The organism is Armatimonadota bacterium (assembly GCA_017303935.1).
Lineage (GTDB): Bacteria > Armatimonadota > Fimbriimonadia > Fimbriimonadales > Fimbriimonadaceae > JAFLBD01.
Genome location: JAFLBD010000001.1, coordinates 469,206 through 484,543 on the forward strand (window position 1 = coordinate 469,206; position 15,338 = coordinate 484,543).

The following is a 15,338-nucleotide window of genomic DNA, read 5'->3' on the forward strand; positions in this document are numbered from 1 at the left end:
GGCGGATACGATAGCTGTCGTGCGTTCATCGCCAACCCACCGGATCGGTTTGCTTTCGCATGCCGGTCCGGTTTTTGTTTCGGAGTCCCAAAATGCCTGAAGTACTGTTGCTGAACTCGGATTTTGAGCCATTAAACGTGTGCCACATTCGTCGCGCCATGTCGCTGATCATGCTTGGAAAAGCGGAGATTCTTGAACATGGTGAAGAGGAGATCATGACCACTCACGGCGGCCTCGTCGCGCCGTCGGTTGTCCGAATGCGCTATCACGTGCGAAGGCCATTGCCGCAATTGCGACTTTCGCGGCATAGCATCATGGCCAGAGACCATTACACCTGCCAATACTGCGGTGTGAAAGGCAAAGACCTGACGCTCGATCATGTGGTGCCGCGGTGGATGGGTGGTCCGCACACTTGGGACAATTTGGTGGCATGCTGCCGAAAATGCAACCTGAAAAAGGCCGATAAGACCCCGAATCAGGCAAAGATGAAGTTGAAGACCACTCCTAGGCGCCCGCACTTCATCCCATATATTTCGTTGCCGGCTTACCTGAAAGCAAAGGATCAGGATCGATGGGAGTTCTACCTCCCCGTGTTCGATCACTTCGCCAAGGTCGCCAACTAGCCTCGCACGGGATAGCCGAGATTCGAGAGCACGTTCTTGGCCAGAGCCTGTAGGATTTTTTCGTTGTTCGGCTTGATGGTAAACACGGCAATCACGACTTCTCGTCCATCAGGCATTTTGAGGTAGGCCACGTCGTGATTTGCATCGCTGGTCCATCCTGCTTTGCTGTGGAGTACCGTGTTTGAAGCCAGAATTCCGCCGATGAAATTGATGCTCTGGTCGTCTGCTTTTGGGTTGTCCACCGGAATCTCGCGTTTCAGAAGTCCGAGCATCCAATTGCACTTGTCCTTCCCAACGATCTTGCCGAGAGCGATCTCGCTCATCAGGCGGCAGGTTGCATTGGCGGTCAGAGAGTTTCGGTTCTTGGCTGGTCTTCCAATGGCTTGTGCCTCGCGTCCATAAGGTCCTTCGTTGTACGTGCGATTGAGCACATTGATGCCCTTGTAGCCAAGAGATTCGTACCACCGGTTTGCTTGCATACGTTTAGCGAGCCAGGCGTCGTACTCCTTGCCTTTGAGTTCTGGGCCAGGAAGCGCGCCGGTGCTCAAGTTGACGACGGCTCCGGTCGCGTCATTGTTCGAATCGACAATCATGTCTCGCGCGGCGCGTTGATCTTCTTCGGTCATCTTCACCTTGCCGATTTCGACTTGGTGCGCGAGAAAGGCGAGCCAAAACAGCTTCACCACGCTGGCAGGATAGTAGGCGATTTCGCCGCCGTAGTTTCCACTCTGCCACGTCATGTTGGGGCGATCTAGGATGTTCACGGAAACGGCAAGGTCTGCCGGCGCAAACTTCTCATCAGGGAACTGAGTGATCGTCGCTTGAACCGAATCTTTGCACACTTGATCGATCGAACCGGAATTCATGAGGATGAGATTGCTGAGGGCCACCGCGGTCAGGAGCATTAGGAAAGGATATCCCGTCGCATTCATCTGTGCCCAATTTTGCTGCGAAAAATTTGCAAAATTTGGCCGAGACAAGTTTTGCGACAAAAGTTCGCGTATATTGAAGTCTAGTCCATAAGTCCTAGGAGGACTGCAATACTTATGAAATTTAATGCACGCCGTGGATTCACACTCATTGAGCTGCTAGTTGTCATCGCGATCATCGCAATTCTGGCAGCGATCTTGTTCCCTGTCTTCGCTCAGGCTCGAAAAGCCGCTTGGAAGACCGTCGACATTTCCAACTTCAAGCAAGTTGGCCTTTCCAGCATGATGTACGTCGACGATAACGACGATTCGTACATGATGTCGAACTCGGGACATAACTCCCGGGGATGGGGATTTGGTCCTCCGGACGTGGTCGTCGGTCAGGTCTTGCTCAATTACTCGAAGAGCTACGAAGTTTTCCGATGCCCGGTGGATGGTACGAACAAAGACAACATCATCTTTGCCGACCACGCGCCAAACATCCCGTCAACCGTTGCGGCTCTCACACAAGTCCAAAAGGACTACATTCGCATGGTTCGAAGCAACATGGGTTACAACTACGTGTTCTTCAGCCCATGGCGACAAGGCGTTCGGGTCAACTACAGGAACACCTCTGCGGTGATCAATGGCAGTGAAATCACCAATACCGCCGGAACCATCATGTTCGCCAACGCCATTTGGGATCGCAACGCTCGAAGTGGTGCTCCAATCGGAGGAGGGAACTGGGTCATCGAGGCTCCATGTGGGCAAGACAACTCCGGTGCTTATCTCCGGCCGATTTCGCAATATGCCCCAGGCTCCGGCGATGGCAGTTTGCACCACTATCCTGATGGATGGGCTGATCCAACTCCGACGCTCAATAGCAATTCTTGGCTCGTCTATGGTGGCATGTGGCCATTCCATAACCAAGTCAAGTCGTCGTACAACCAACCTGGATTGATGGATGGCGTCTGCGTCATCTCATTTGCTGATGGTCACGTGAAGCCGATGCAAGTCAAGCAAACCGTTGCGGGTTGCCGGCCATATGGTTCGCTGGGCGGCAAGGTTTTTGACGCGAGCGTTTATCTATGGGACCTCGACTAAGTCTGTTCGCGACGCTGCTACTCGCTCTGCTGACACTGGGTTGCCAAGGCGACTCGATGAAGAAGGAGGAGAGCATGGATAGCGTTTTCAAGGACGCCGACGGGAAGGCTCGACCTGCCCCTGAGAAGGAACTCAGTGAGGGCCGAGCCGGAAGCGGAGTTCGAGGCGACAAATAATCAAAGACAACGCCCATGCAAACGCATGGGCGTTGTTTTCGGTAGACTAAATCATTCATGCCAAAGAAGATCGAAACCGTTGTTTTGCACGACAGTTCGACCCCAAAACTCGGTGATATCGAGAAGGGCGGAAACATCGTGTTGACCACAGTCGAACAGCTGATCAGTCAGGCACGCGCCAATTCGCTTTGGCCGCTCACTTTTGGTCTTGCCTGTTGCGCGATCGAAATGATGTCAACGGCCGCCAGCCGGTTCGATATTTCGCGATTTGGCTCTGAAGCCTTCCGCGCAACGCCTCGACAAGCAGACGTGATGATCATCGCTGGCCGATTGAGCAAGAAAATGGCTCCGGTCTTGCGCCAGATCTATGACCAGATGCCTGAGCCTAAGTGGGTGATCAGCATGGGTGCCTGTGCCAGCAGCGGCGGCGTCTACAACAATTACGCAATCGTCCAAGGAGCAGATCAAGTCGTCCCAGTCGACGTGTATGTCCCGGGTTGCCCGCCATCTCCTGATGCATTGATCTATGCGGTGATGAAGCTGCAAGAGAAGATCAAGCGCAGCAAGAATCCTCAGAAGTTTTCCGATCTCAAGCTGATCGAGATCAGTCCTCGAACCTTGGAGAACGCCTAAACCATGAGCTTTGATGTTTTTCGAGATGTAGCTAAACCGATCCTTTCCGGATTTGGGATTACCGCCCGCCGGCTCAAGAACCCGAAGGTGACGATCAGTTACCCTGACGAACGTCGGGAACAGTATCAAAGAACTCGATGGCGACACTACCTCGTGCGCTACGATTCTGGATTGGAAAAGTGCATAGGTTGCTCGCTCTGTGCGGGAGCTTGCCCAGCGCGCTGCATCTACGTGGAAGCCGCCGAGAACACTGACACCGAGCGCTACTCGCCAGGTGAGCGGTACGCCGTGCGGTATGAGATCAACATGATTCGGTGTATCTTCTGCGGCTATTGCCAAGAAGCGTGTCCGACTGGTGCGATCGTCTTGCGGCAGAATTTCGAGCTCGCAGATTACAAGCGCGAAGACTTCATCTATACAAAAGAGCGTCTGCTGGAGAAATATCCGGGCGAAGCGGACGAGTGCTACAAGCGCGTTCCGACTATTCGGTAACCCTTTTCAGAACAAAATTAACCCTGGTACTGCTCAAGTTACCAGGGTTTTTTTCATTTTCCTGATGCAATTGCTAGTAGAAGTCAGTATTATTACTATGTTCGCTAAGGCTTTGGTACGAAATGTGCTTTCTGTAAAGAACATCGCCGGAAGCCGAGAGGTCATAGAACCATGAAGGGACGCATCCTAGCACTACTTGTCCTATTTTGCGGAGTGAGCAATGCTCACGCCGTGGCTTTCGCGTCGCTCACAAAGATCCGCGATAATATGATCGACCACCCGACGGTGACTGTTGACGACGGATACCTGGAGAGCGAGATCGCTTTTGACGAGGTCCCGGTCTCGGAAGCGTTGGTTCCGATCGGATATCGTGAGCGCGACCTAGAGCAAGCGACCATCGGTTTATCGCTGTAAACACGCGCGCGCCAAGAAAGTTTAGAAGTGCCAGCACGAGTTGCTGGCACTTCTGCTGTTATCTTTGGGTAACTTCTCGTAAATCCAATCATGTTTACGAAATGGCTCTCTCTTCTTTGTCTGCCGATCCTTCTTCTGGGTTGCAACGGCGGCGCTAGCGGCTCTGGCAGTACCGACACTCCAAGTACAGATAAACCCGCCGCTCCAACTTCCACTTTGAAACCGGTCGAAGGGGAGTTTAAGGTCGCGCTGATCACTCCTGGCGAAGTGAGCGATGCCGGATGGAGCGCGATGGCGTACCAAGCGCTCAAGGGAGTGGAAGCGGTAACCGGTGCAAAAGTGAGCAATGAAGTCGCCGGAGGAACCAAGATCAAGGATTCCATGCGATCGTACGCTCAGGAAGGATATCACCTGGTTTTCGGACACGGATTTGAGTACAACGAGCCTGGCGTCGAGCTTGCCAAGGACTTCCCCAACACAGTCTTCGTGAGCAGTTCTGGTGGCAAAACCGCTTCGAACGCAGGTGCGTTTCGGTTCTACCTAGAGCAGGGCTTCTACTTGGCTGGAATCATGGCGGCAGAAATGTCCAAATCGGGCAGAATCGCCACCGTTGGTTTGGTTGGAATCCCGAGCATCGACAGCACTTTCAAGGCTTTTGAAGCGGGTGCAAAATCCGTCAAGCCAGAGATCAAAGTTGTCAACATCGGATTGCAGAACGGCACCGATGTCGCCGCTGCTAAGCAGGCCACCCTCAGCGCGATTGGCGAAGGAGCCGACTTTGTGATTCACCAGGCGAACAATGCCGCAAAGGGCGTCTTTGATGCTTGCGAAGAAAAGGGCGTCTATGCCTTCGGTGCCAACTCGGACCAGAACGATAACAGCTCTGCGGTGATCGCTTCTGCGATCATCAATGCAAAACCCGCGTTCATCGACTTAGCAGAGCGCGTGAAGGCAGGGAAGTACGTTGGTGGCGTCGAGCTATTCGGTCTCGACAAGGGCGCGATTGACTTCATCGTCAACCCAGCGTTGGCTGGCAAAGTTTCGCCCGAAGCAATGGCCGCCGTAGAGAACGCGCGCGCTGAAATCAAAGCAGGCAAGTTGGTCGTTCCAAAGGACGAATTCTAAAATGTCACTCGCGGTCAAAGAGCACTTGCGGCAGACCATCGAACAGATGGCGGCATACTTTGAGAAGGACATTCTCGCCATTCCGGACGAACGATACGCGGTTAGTATCGGCGGCGTCACGCGAACCCCAGCTGACATCGTTTACGAAGTCGCGGTCGTGAACAATCGGCTCGCGACACGACTTTCCGGCGGTGACCCAGGTCCTCCGCCCCAAGATGGGTTTATCACTGCCCCAGAGGATCAACAATCAAAATCGGCGGGCATTGATAGCTTCAAATTGAGCATCAAGAATCTTCTGGACGCGTGTGATGGATTGACCGAAGCGGACATGGACCAGGTCTATCATCTTCCGATGGGAGATATGAAGCCGAAGGACCTCTTGGGACTAGCTTCCGTACACGTTAGTTATCACCTGGGCCAGCTGAACTTCATTCAAGCGTTCTACGGCGATAATGAAGTTCACTGGTAGTGCGCCCTAGCATGTTAATGGTTGCCGAGAAAATCACCAAGTCCTTTGGTCCGACAATGGCCTTGGAAACGGTGAGCGTTGAGTTCAAAAGCGGCGAGATACATGCTGTGATCGGCGAAAACGGAGCTGGGAAGTCCACCCTTATGAACGTTCTCGGCGGGTTCGTCATTCCGGACAGCGGGACACTAGAGATTGATGGAAAGCCCTGTCCCGTCGGTGACGTGAAAGCCATGCGAGCGATGGGGATCGAGATGGTCCACCAACACTTTATGCTTGTCCCGGGGTTCAGCGTCGGAGAGAATTTGGTGCTTTCTTCGCTGTTTCACAACCGATCTCATTTCCAACCCCAAGAGGTGTTGCAACGCGCTCGCGCGAAGGCGGCTGAACTTGGATGGGAATTCGAGATGGATGCGATTACCGAATCGCTCCCGGTCGGAACGCAACAACGATTGGAGATTCTGAAAGCGCTCATCGCAGACGCCCAGATGATCATCCTTGATGAACCAACGGCAGTGCTTTCGGAAGACGAAGTCACGGATCTGTTCTCCGTCCTTCGCTCCTTAAAGGAGGACGGAAAAGCAGTCGTCCTGATCGCCCATAAACTTCGAGAGGTGCTTTCGATCGCCGACCGGGTGACGATTCTGCGCAATGGAAGACTCCAAGGAAGCCATACGATTGACGACTGCGACGAACAGATGCTCGCCAAGGAAATGCTGGGCGAAGATGCAGAATCCACAACTCGGACCTATGAGAAGGAAACAGGCGAATGCCTCGTCCGACTTGTTGATGTGAACTTGCGAGGTGATCGAGGAAACCTTGCCCTCGCAGGGCTATCCCTACAACTCCAAGCTGGCGAGGTGCTCGGAATCGGTGGAGTTGATGGCAACGGTCAACATGAACTCGCAGAGCTTGTTTGTGGACTACGCTCGCCGGAATCAGGCTCTGCGGACGTTCATGGCAAAGTCGCCTATATCCCCCAAGATCGGCGCGCGGAGGGTCTTAGCCTACATCAATCTGTGCAGGAAAACTTAATGATCTTGGACATGTTGCCAGATCGAATCAAGAAGTTTCAGCTGTTGAATCCATCAGAGATTCGAGCTTGGGCACAGGAACAGGTCGAAAAGTTTAATATAAAGGCTGAATCCGTTACAAAACCGGTCTCGGGATTGAGCGGTGGCAATCAGCAGAAAGTTGTGGTGAGCCGTGCGATCACCAAGAATGCTCCAATTCTCGTCGCCATGAATCCAACGCGTGGTGTGGATTTCAACTCAAGCGCGATGATCCGGGACCTGCTACGCCAAGTTGCTAGTGACGGCGTTGGAGTACTGCTCATCAGCAGCGATCAGGACGAACTCAACGAAGTTGCTGATCGAATATTGTATCTATCTCGCGGAAAGCTGTACGAATCAAGGGTTGGCGCGGCTCTATGAAGCGCGCGATCATTCTGGCTGCTGGACTGCTACTGATTTTGGTGCTGACGCTGCTTGCGTTTGGCTTGCCGATTGGCCCATCGCTTCAAATGTTGGCGAAAGGAGCATTTGACGGGGAAGTTGGATGGGGCCGGACACTCGCACGAACGACTCCATTGATCTTCACAGGACTCGGCATGGTAGTGGCATGGCGCGCCGGAATGTACAACATTGGCGGCGAAGGTCAGTACATTTTTGGTGGGATCTTTGGTGCGACCGTCGCAGCGGTAGGACAATCCTTGCCTCCGGCGTTGCTCATGATATTGATCCTGATTTCGACCGTCGTGGGAGGTGCACTTTACTCAAGCCTGGCAATTTGGCTCTACATCTCCCGCGGCGTCCAGATCGTGATCTCCACGATTCTGCTCAATTTCATCGCGATCCAACTGCTCAGTTTCCTCGTGCGTGGCCCGCTGAAGGCGCCGGGCAAATTCCAACTCTCGCAAACGCTACGGCTTGATGACGCTGTCATGCTCACGCGCTTCAGCAACAAGAGTGATCTTCACGTCGGGTTCTTCCTCTCGATCCTCGCTGGACTCGCGTTGTGGCTCTATTTGTTTCGCAGTGAGGGTGGGCTCCAGATTCGAATCGTGGGAGAAAACGCTCGTGCAGCGAAGGCGGCTGGGATGAATGTCGCCAAGATTCAATGGCGCGCGATGGCGATCTCTGGCGGATTGTGCGGACTGGCGGGCGGAGTCGAATATCTGGGAATCTCTGGTGCGATAGACGCCGGGTTTGCCCAACAATGGGGATTCTACGGTATCCCAGTTGCGCTGTTAGCGGGCATCCACCCGGCTGGAGTTTTTGGCTCTGGTTTGTATTTCGGCGCGCTGTTTTCCGGCACACAGTACATGTCTCGTTTTGGATCAGGCGATCAGACGTTGATCTTTGTGATTCAGGGAGTGGCAGTACTCGGGCACGTTCTCCTAAATTACTACGCAAAGCGCAAGGAAGTGGAGCGTGTTTGAGATTCTGCGCTACGGCGCACCGGTTGCCCTTGCGGCATGTGGCGAGACGCTGGGCCAGCGAGCGGGCGTGCTGAACATCGGCCTTGAAGGGACCATGCTATCGAGCGCTTATGCAGGCGCAATCGTCGCAATTCGAACCCAAAATCCGTGGCTCGGGCTGGTCGCAGGAGTAATTGTGGGAGTGGTTTTCGCGCTGCTCAACGCACTGTTTGTCGTCAAACTCGCATCTGATCAAGTGGTGGTCGGCACAGCGATCAACCTCTTTTCTTTGGGACTCACAGGAACGCTCTATCGAGCTGAATTTGGTAAAAGCGGCACGCTGCTTAAAGTGCCGATGATCCCGGCATTGGCTCCTGGAATCGACTTTGTGACGGTCGCCATGATACTGGCGGTCCCGGCACTGACCTTTATTTTGTTCAAGACAAAATGGGGATTGCTCCTTCGATCCGCGGGCGAATATCCCCCCGCAACGGTCAGCAGTGGATTTGATGTGATCAAGATCCGCACGCAGGCGATGCTGGTGGCGGGTGCAATGGCTGGTCTAGCAGGCGCGTATCTATCTGTGGGAGTATCGGGCAGCTTTGCAGAGGGATTCACAAACGGAAAAGGGTTCATTGCGATCGCGTTGGTCACATTTGGTCGCTTCCGGCCGATCTGGGTTTTTGCCGCTTCGATGCTCGTCGGTGCCGCCGAACTTGTACAGTTTTGGCTCCAGGCCAAGTTCGGAACCGCGAACGTCCCAGCGGAATTCTTCATCGCACTGCCGTATGTCGTGGCTCTGCTTGTGTTGGTCATTTTGGGCAAAGGAACGCGGAGTCCAGGCGCGCTCGGAATACCGTTTCGGAGGAATTCGTGAATTCTGAGGTCACTCTAGTCCGGCGCATCGGATTCAGCAGCGGCCATCGGTACTGGGATTCGAAGCTGTCGGTGGAGCAGAATAAGGAGCTCTACGGCAAGTGGGCGAGTCCGTACAATCACGGCCACAACTACGTTTTGGACGTGCGGTGCGCGGGTTCGGTTGATCCGAATTCCGGCATGGTGGTGAACATCAAGGACATCGACGCCGTGCTCTTACAGAAGGTCAAGTCGAAGTTCGACCAAAAGAGCATCAATGACGAGATTCCAGAATTCGCGTCGCGGTCTTCGTGCATCGAAAATCTATTGATTTACATCGCCGATTTGCTTGCGGATTCGATTCCGGTTGGAGCCAGATTGACCGGACTTAGGCTCGAAGAGATGCCGACTCTTTACGGCGAATGGGACGCCAAAACAAACATGATCACGTTGACAAGAACCTATGAATTTGCCGCATCGCACCGGCTGGATTCTGCGAGCCTTTCCGCCGCAGAGAATCTCTCGATTTTTGGGAAGTGCAACAACCCGAACGGCCATGGGCACAACTATCTTCTGGAGGTCACGGTGACCGGCGAGCCCAATACGGCGACGGGAATGATCTGCGATGTGGCGGCACTCGACGAAGTTGTTCATCGGAGCGTTGTTGATCGGTATGACCACAAGAATTTGAACTTGGACTTGCCAGAATTCTCGGGCAAGAACCCGACCAGCGAAGTCGTCGCTCAACAGATTTTTGAGACCCTCCAGCTAGTCGTCCCGGCAGCGCTGGTCCGGGTTCGCCTACACGAAACTGCTCGCAACATGTTTGAGGTGACCGCATGAACGTCATCATCACGGGCGCCAGCAGTGGAATCGGGCGCGAGACTGCCTTGTCGCTCGCGCGCAAAGGACATGCACTCGTTCTTGCCGCTCGGCGCGACAATCTGATCAGCGAACTTGCGATGGAGTGCTTGAAACTGGGTGCGAAGGCCGCGATTCCCGTTCCGTGCGACGTCACTCAGCCATCCGACATTCAGCGAATTGTAGACGCAATTCCCGGCCTGCCAAACGGCGAAACTTTGGTGCTCATCAACAACGCCGGGTACGCCAATTTTGAGACCTTTTCCGGTTCACCGATCGAAGCTCAACTCGATCAGATCGAAGTCAATCTGTTTGGGACAATGCGCGTGACGAAGGCGATTTTGCCGTTCATGCTCGAAGCCAAAGCGGGAAAAATTATCAATGTCAGTTCGATCGCGAGCACGGTCGAATTTGTCGGCGGCTCAGGTTACGCTGTTTCCAAAGCCGGCATGTCCAAGTTCGGTCGCATCTTGGCGAAGGAAGTGCGGGACCAAGGAATCGCCGTGACAAACGTCCATCCAGGTGCTACCGATACCGAAATTTGGGACCATGTGGGCGGCGGGCCAGATCCCGGAAAAATGATGCCAGCTTCGGCGATCGCTGATGCCTTGGTTTGGGTCACCGAGCTACCGTTTGATCGAACGGTAGAAGAAATCACCCTCATGCCGCCGCTTGGGTTTGTCTAACCGGTACAATCGGAGTTCGCATGCGCATCAGCCAGTGGGTTGATCAGGTCGCGGCGTTGCCGCGCATCCAGAAGGTTCTGACCACCCCCGGGAACACCCAGGTGTGGCGCGATCTAGCGTCTGACGCACGCCCAATCCTCACTGCGGCACTCTATCGCCAGAACCCGCGCAAGCTCCTCATCGTCACCAGTTCGCACGAAAAAGCTCTCGCTTGGGAAGCAAAATTGGTGCTATGCGGAATCTCCGAAGACAAGATTCGGCAGATGCCCAGCGGCATTTCTGCGCTGTTCGAGGATGCTGCTCCAGAATCCGTCGCGGTGAGCGATCGAATTGGTGCACTTCGAGATCTGATTGATCCTGAGCCGTCGATCATCATCACCACTCCGGCCGCTGCGCTCGAGCGAACATTGCCAAAGGAAATTTTGGAATCTGCGTTTTTACAGATTCGCGCCGGGATGACTTTGGACCCGAACGAGCTTTTGAGGACGATTCTGAGATTCGGTTACGAAGCCGCGGAGCCCGTGCGGTTGCCTGGACAATACAGCCAGCGCGGCGGGATTGTGGATGTGTATCCGATGGGGCACGAGAAGCCTGTCCGCATCGAGTTCTTTGACGATCTGATCGAGTCGTTGCGGATTTTTGATGCCGGTTCTCAGCGTTCGATCCAAAAAATCGATTCGCTGGAGTTTGCGCCCAGCCGCGAAGTGCTGTACCCAAGCGAATCCGACCTGCCGGCGCTTATCGAAATCCTAGAAAGGACGCTTGAGCAAGAAGCCGCGGCACTGCCAGAAGGGCCAGCCGGACACCTAACAGAGATTGTCAAAGCTGACCTGAGAGCGTTGACGAACCGGGTTTTCTTTGATCGCCTGGAAGTCTATCGGCCGTTCTTGAATGCAGATTCAGAGTGCGCAGTGGACCTTCTGCCCGAGGATGGATTGCTCATTCTCGACGATCCATTCGAACTGGAGCCGATCGTGGCGCGGGCCGAAGAGGACCTGCAAGAAGCTCTTAGCCAACGCGCGAGCCGAGGCGAACTGCTCAAGACCAGTGCGTTCGACTTCATGAAACCGGTCGAACAGTTTGCCGAGGTCCCGCTCGTCGCGATGTGCTCGCTCGACTCGCTCCCCAGTTGGCTCCGAGCAGACGTCGATCAGCAAGTCGAAGCGCTCAGCACCGTTCCATATCGGGGGCAAGCGGCGTACCTGGTCCAGAGCATCCAAAACTGGATTGAAGCAGGATTTTCCGTTGCCGTAGCTAGCGACCAGCCGACCCGAGCCAAGGCGATGCTTTCGCAAGTCGAGCTCTATCCGACTGAATCCGAAGAAGCGAAAGTCGCGCCAGGATTGCTTCTTGTGACCGGCAATGTGGCTGGCGGATTCCTCCTTCCGCAGGAGAAGCTCGTCTTGCTCTCGGACCAAGAGCTGTTCGGAGTTGGGCGGCTCAAACTGCCTCAGCGAAAGTTCAACGAAGGTGTGCCGATCACTACGGTACTCGACCTGAAAGATGGCGACTTCGTTGTACACATCAATTTTGGAATCGGCATTTATCGTGGACTCGTGCGCCGGACAGTGGCGGGGGTCGAAAAGGAATATCTGTTCATTGAGTATCTTGCCCCGGACAAGCTGTATGTGCCTGCTGATCAGCTCGACCGGGTTCAAAAGTACCAAAATCCGGGCGATCACAACCCGAAACTGAACCGATTGACTGGCGGTGAATGGCAAAAAACAGTGACGAAAGCGAGGGAGGAAGCGCGCGAATTTGCTCGCGATCTCACCAAGCTTTATGCACAAAGGAAGACGGTACAACGCAGCCCTTTTGGACCGGACAGTCCGTGGCAGGCCGAGATGGAGGCGACGTTCCCCTACGTGGAAACGAACAGCCAGATGGAAGCGATTCGGGCAGTAAAACGTGACCTGAACACGGATTTCCCGATGGATCGCCTGGTGTGCGGCGATGTCGGATTTGGCAAGACTGAGGTTGCAATCCGCGGCGCCTTCAAGGTCGCTCAGGCTGGGCGTCAAGTTGCTGTTCTCTGTCCGACGACGATCCTAAGCGAGCAGCATTTTAGGAATTTCCAAGAACGCCTGGCACCATTTCCGCTCAAGCTAGAACTGCTCAATCGATTCCGAACCGGTAGCGAGCGAAAAGAGATATTGCGCCGGCTGCATGAAGGCGACATTGACATCATTCTCGGAACTCACGCTTTGCTGAGCGAGGAGATGAAATTCAAGGATCTGGGGCTCGTCATCATCGACGAAGAACAGAAATTTGGTGTGAAGCAGAAGGAGCAGCTCAAGCAGCTTCGCGTCAATGTCGATGTGCTAACTTTGAGCGCTACCCCGATCCCGAGAACCTTGAGCATGGCCCTCATGGACATCCGCGAGATGTCGTTGATCACCGATCCTCCTCCGGGAAGGCTGCCGATCCGAACGTTTGTTCGGCCTTACAGCAGGGAAGTCGTGCGCGAAGCGATCTTGCGGGAGTTGGCCAGAGGCGGGCAAGTCTATTACGTTTTCAATCGGGTTCAGGGAATCTATCACGTTGCCGAGCAGATTCAAAAACTGGTGCCGAACGCGAAGATTGCGGTTGGGCATGGCCAGATGAGCGAGAAAGAGTTGGAGCCGGTAATGATCGGATTCATCAAGGGCGAATTCGATATCTTGATTTCAACGACGATCGTCGAATCTGGCCTGGACATTCCAAACGCGAACACTTTGGTCGTTGAGAACGCCGATTTCATGGGGCTCGCACAGCTTTACCAATTGCGCGGGCGAGTGGGACGAAGCGACCGCCAAGCCTATGCATACCTGCTGCACCAAGGCAACAAGTCATTGACGGAGAATGCGGTTGGCCGGCTGCAAGCGCTGCAAGAATTCTCCAGCCTAGGAAGCGGCTACAGTTTGGCGTATCGCGACTTGCAGATTCGGGGTGCTGGCGACATGCTCGGCGCAAAACAACATGGCGCGATGGCGAACGTCGGATATGAGCTTTTCACTCAGTTGATTTCGGAGGAAATTAAGTTCCTCAAAGCGCATGCCGATGGCGAACCTGTCGCCAGATACGATGATCCGCTGGAGGGGTTGGAGCCTCTGCCTAGCCTGGACTTGCCAACCAAGGCCTATATTCCTGAATCGTACATCGAAGACCAGGCGCAGCGGCTGTATATCTACAAGTCGATGATGTCTAGCCGGTCCCGGGAAGAGCTTGCCGCCGTCGAGGCAAACATCGCCGATCGGTATGGAAAGCTGCCCGACGAGGTGAAACGAGCGCTCTGGATCATGCGGCTACGCCTAGTAGCAAGGGAACTCAAGATCGAGAAAATGGATGGGCAGGGCGGACGCATCGCCATCCAGTTCAAGCCGTCTGTTGAGTACAACCCTCGGGTTTGGGTGTTGCTACAGAAGAAATACAGGGACTGCTATTACAGCCGCGGAGTCCTAACGTGGCCGTTTACCGGTGGCCCGCTGGCAGCGGCAGAGCGGGCGATTGAATCGTACAAAGAAGCTGTTCATGAGGTTGAAGAACAACTCGCCAGTTTAGGGTTGTAAGCACCCGTAAATTTGCTGGAATCCAGGTTCGTCTGAAATGTCCCGTACTAAATACGTGCATACGTATTCACAACCTATGATATATTAAACTCGGACTGTAGAAGGTGTTACCTACAAGTAGGTTTGGGGCATGACTAAATCGTGCCCCATAAACACCCGATAACAGTGGTACTCGTCAGCATTTTGTCGAGTTCTGAAAGAAAAGGGGATTACTACTCATGAAAAATCTAGTTGCTTTGGCGTTGTTGGCCTGCGGCGTAGTCGCAGCAAACGCGCAAGTATTGACATTGACGGACGGAGATACGTTCAATGCTGATTCTTCAGTCAACGTGAACAACGATTCGACCGCTGCTGAGTATTCGGCATCGTACGCGAACGGTTCGGGTTCTGGATTCGGCGGAACGTTGGGTGGCGCAACCATTCGAATGGAAGCTACCGCGAACAACATGTACTTCGGATTCAATCCAAACGGCGGAATCTTCAACAACATCGTTGTTTTGATCGACTCTAAGGCTGGCGGATTCACCGACGCGACCATGAACGACACTTCCGACGGTGGCCGAGCTGCAATTACTCGACCAATCGCAAACGGATTGTTGACCGGTCCTTCGGGCTTTGCTGCCGACTATGCGATCGTTTTCGGTTCGTTCGGTTCGGTCTCGTTCGAACTCACCGGCGGCTCGTTGAACTTCTTGACCTTCAAGGATACAGCTGGTTCAGTTGCCAACAACCGAGAGCTTTCGATCTCGCGAAGCACAATGGGCTTGACCTCAGCCAACTTCGGATTTAACTGGGTTGCATACATGACTTCCGATACGGGCTACATGTCTGACGAAGTGATGCCTGGTCCTGCGATCGCTGGTGGAAATCCAGGATTCGACAACAGCGTTACGATCTCGAACTTCAACCGATTCGAGGCAGTTCCAGAACCAGCATCGATGACTGCTCTGGCACTCGGCGTTGCTGCTTTGGCTCGACGCCGACGCAAGGCATAAGCCTAGTTAGAGAAATCTACTCAATCGACACCC

At 54.1% G+C, this 15,338-nt stretch carries 16 protein-coding genes; 15 read left to right on the top strand and 1 reads right to left on the bottom strand.

Annotated elements, in window-relative coordinates; translation table 11 throughout:
- Positions 1 to 92: 92 nt before the first annotated feature.
- On the top strand, positions 93 to 623 hold the full coding sequence (locus J0L72_02170; GenBank protein MBN8689578.1) for an HNH endonuclease: 531 nt from the start codon (positions 93 to 95) through the stop codon (positions 621 to 623).
- Here J0L72_02170 and J0L72_02175 read toward each other — a convergent pair.
- Positions 620 to 1,555: a serine hydrolase gene (locus tag J0L72_02175; GenBank protein MBN8689579.1), complete on the bottom strand. Its 936-nt coding sequence runs from the start codon at positions 1,553 to 1,555 to the stop codon at positions 620 to 622. The two genes, J0L72_02170 and J0L72_02175, sit on opposite strands and share 4 nt — an antisense overlap.
- 114 nt (positions 1,556 to 1,669) lie before the next feature.
- Here J0L72_02175 and J0L72_02180 point away from each other — a divergent pair, with 114 nt between their 5' ends.
- From J0L72_02180 to J0L72_02245, 14 genes are all read left to right on the top strand, one after another.
- Positions 1,670 to 2,635 (top strand): prepilin-type N-terminal cleavage/methylation domain-containing protein, encoded by a 966-nt coding sequence (locus J0L72_02180; protein ID MBN8689580.1) that lies wholly within the window; start codon positions 1,670 to 1,672, stop codon positions 2,633 to 2,635.
- Complete coding sequence (locus J0L72_02185; protein MBN8689581.1) at positions 2,620 to 2,811, top strand: hypothetical protein; 192 nt, start codon at positions 2,620 to 2,622, stop codon at positions 2,809 to 2,811. The genes J0L72_02180 and J0L72_02185 overlap by 16 nt, the downstream gene beginning before the upstream one ends.
- A gap of 57 nt (positions 2,812 to 2,868) precedes the next feature.
- Positions 2,869 to 3,444 carry an NADH-quinone oxidoreductase subunit B gene (locus J0L72_02190; GenBank protein MBN8689582.1) on the top strand — a complete coding sequence of 192 codons (576 nt, stop codon included), beginning with the start codon at positions 2,869 to 2,871 and terminating at the stop codon, positions 3,442 to 3,444.
- A 3-nt stretch (positions 3,445 to 3,447) separates the two neighbouring features.
- Positions 3,448 to 3,936, top strand: a complete 489-nt coding sequence (gene nuoI / locus J0L72_02195; protein MBN8689583.1) for an NADH-quinone oxidoreductase subunit NuoI — start codon at positions 3,448 to 3,450, stop codon at positions 3,934 to 3,936.
- 171 nt (positions 3,937 to 4,107) lie between these two features.
- Positions 4,108 to 4,350: a hypothetical protein gene (locus J0L72_02200; GenBank protein MBN8689584.1), complete on the top strand. Its 243-nt coding sequence runs from the start codon at positions 4,108 to 4,110 to the stop codon at positions 4,348 to 4,350.
- Between the two features lie 90 nt (positions 4,351 to 4,440).
- Complete coding sequence (locus J0L72_02205) at positions 4,441 to 5,475, top strand: BMP family protein (protein ID MBN8689585.1); 1,035 nt, start codon at positions 4,441 to 4,443, stop codon at positions 5,473 to 5,475.
- Between the two features lies 1 nt (position 5,476).
- Positions 5,477 to 5,944 carry a DinB family protein gene (locus J0L72_02210; GenBank protein ID MBN8689586.1) on the top strand — a complete coding sequence of 156 codons (468 nt, stop codon included), beginning with the start codon at positions 5,477 to 5,479 and terminating at the stop codon, positions 5,942 to 5,944.
- Positions 5,945 to 5,961: 17 nt separating this feature from the next.
- Positions 5,962 to 7,374 carry an ATP-binding cassette domain-containing protein gene (locus J0L72_02215; protein ID MBN8689587.1) on the top strand — a complete coding sequence of 471 codons (1,413 nt, stop codon included), beginning with the start codon at positions 5,962 to 5,964 and terminating at the stop codon, positions 7,372 to 7,374.
- The gene (locus tag J0L72_02220; protein MBN8689588.1) at positions 7,371 to 8,381 is read left to right on the top strand and encodes an ABC transporter permease; all 1,011 of its coding nucleotides are present in this window, start codon (positions 7,371 to 7,373) and stop codon (positions 8,379 to 8,381) included. The genes J0L72_02215 and J0L72_02220 overlap by 4 nt, the downstream gene beginning before the upstream one ends.
- Complete coding sequence (locus J0L72_02225; protein MBN8689589.1) at positions 8,374 to 9,237, top strand: ABC transporter permease; 864 nt, start codon at positions 8,374 to 8,376, stop codon at positions 9,235 to 9,237. The genes J0L72_02220 and J0L72_02225 overlap by 8 nt, the downstream gene beginning before the upstream one ends.
- Positions 9,234 to 10,058 (top strand): 6-carboxytetrahydropterin synthase, encoded by an 825-nt coding sequence (locus J0L72_02230; GenBank protein ID MBN8689590.1) that lies wholly within the window; start codon positions 9,234 to 9,236, stop codon positions 10,056 to 10,058. Before J0L72_02225 ends, J0L72_02230 begins: the two co-directional genes overlap by 4 nt.
- Positions 10,055 to 10,762: an SDR family NAD(P)-dependent oxidoreductase gene (locus J0L72_02235; protein ID MBN8689591.1), complete on the top strand. Its 708-nt coding sequence runs from the start codon at positions 10,055 to 10,057 to the stop codon at positions 10,760 to 10,762. The genes J0L72_02230 and J0L72_02235 overlap by 4 nt, the downstream gene beginning before the upstream one ends.
- A 20-nt stretch (positions 10,763 to 10,782) precedes the next feature.
- Positions 10,783 to 14,310 carry a transcription-repair coupling factor gene (gene mfd / locus J0L72_02240; GenBank protein MBN8689592.1) on the top strand — a complete coding sequence of 1,176 codons (3,528 nt, stop codon included), beginning with the start codon at positions 10,783 to 10,785 and terminating at the stop codon, positions 14,308 to 14,310.
- Between the two features lie 218 nt (positions 14,311 to 14,528).
- The gene (locus J0L72_02245) at positions 14,529 to 15,305 is read left to right on the top strand and encodes a PEP-CTERM sorting domain-containing protein (GenBank protein MBN8689593.1); all 777 of its coding nucleotides are present in this window, start codon (positions 14,529 to 14,531) and stop codon (positions 15,303 to 15,305) included.
- Positions 15,306 to 15,338: the final 33 nt, after the last annotated feature.

Bases quoted from the DNA above. Each gene is read 5' to 3' on its own strand.
- J0L72_02170 (MBN8689578.1), top strand. From the start codon at position 93: ATGCCTGAAGTACTGTTGCTGAACTCGGATTTTGAGCCATTAAACGTG.
- J0L72_02175 (MBN8689579.1), bottom strand. From the start codon at position 1,555: ATGAATGCGACGGGATATCCTTTCCTAATGCTCCTGACCGCGGTGGCC.
- J0L72_02180 (MBN8689580.1), top strand. From the start codon at position 1,670: ATGAAATTTAATGCACGCCGTGGATTCACACTCATTGAGCTGCTAGTT.
- J0L72_02185 (MBN8689581.1), top strand. From the start codon at position 2,620: ATGGGACCTCGACTAAGTCTGTTCGCGACGCTGCTACTCGCTCTGCTG.
- J0L72_02190 (MBN8689582.1), top strand. From the start codon at position 2,869: ATGCCAAAGAAGATCGAAACCGTTGTTTTGCACGACAGTTCGACCCCA.
- nuoI (MBN8689583.1), top strand. From the start codon at position 3,448: ATGAGCTTTGATGTTTTTCGAGATGTAGCTAAACCGATCCTTTCCGGA.
- J0L72_02200 (MBN8689584.1), top strand. From the start codon at position 4,108: ATGAAGGGACGCATCCTAGCACTACTTGTCCTATTTTGCGGAGTGAGC.
- J0L72_02205 (MBN8689585.1), top strand. From the start codon at position 4,441: ATGTTTACGAAATGGCTCTCTCTTCTTTGTCTGCCGATCCTTCTTCTG.
- J0L72_02210 (MBN8689586.1), top strand. From the start codon at position 5,477: ATGTCACTCGCGGTCAAAGAGCACTTGCGGCAGACCATCGAACAGATG.
- J0L72_02215 (MBN8689587.1), top strand. From the start codon at position 5,962: ATGGTTGCCGAGAAAATCACCAAGTCCTTTGGTCCGACAATGGCCTTG.
- J0L72_02220 (MBN8689588.1), top strand. From the start codon at position 7,371: ATGAAGCGCGCGATCATTCTGGCTGCTGGACTGCTACTGATTTTGGTG.
- J0L72_02235 (MBN8689591.1), top strand. From the start codon at position 10,055: ATGAACGTCATCATCACGGGCGCCAGCAGTGGAATCGGGCGCGAGACT.
- mfd (MBN8689592.1), top strand. From the start codon at position 10,783: ATGCGCATCAGCCAGTGGGTTGATCAGGTCGCGGCGTTGCCGCGCATC.
- J0L72_02245 (MBN8689593.1), top strand. From the start codon at position 14,529: ATGAAAAATCTAGTTGCTTTGGCGTTGTTGGCCTGCGGCGTAGTCGCA.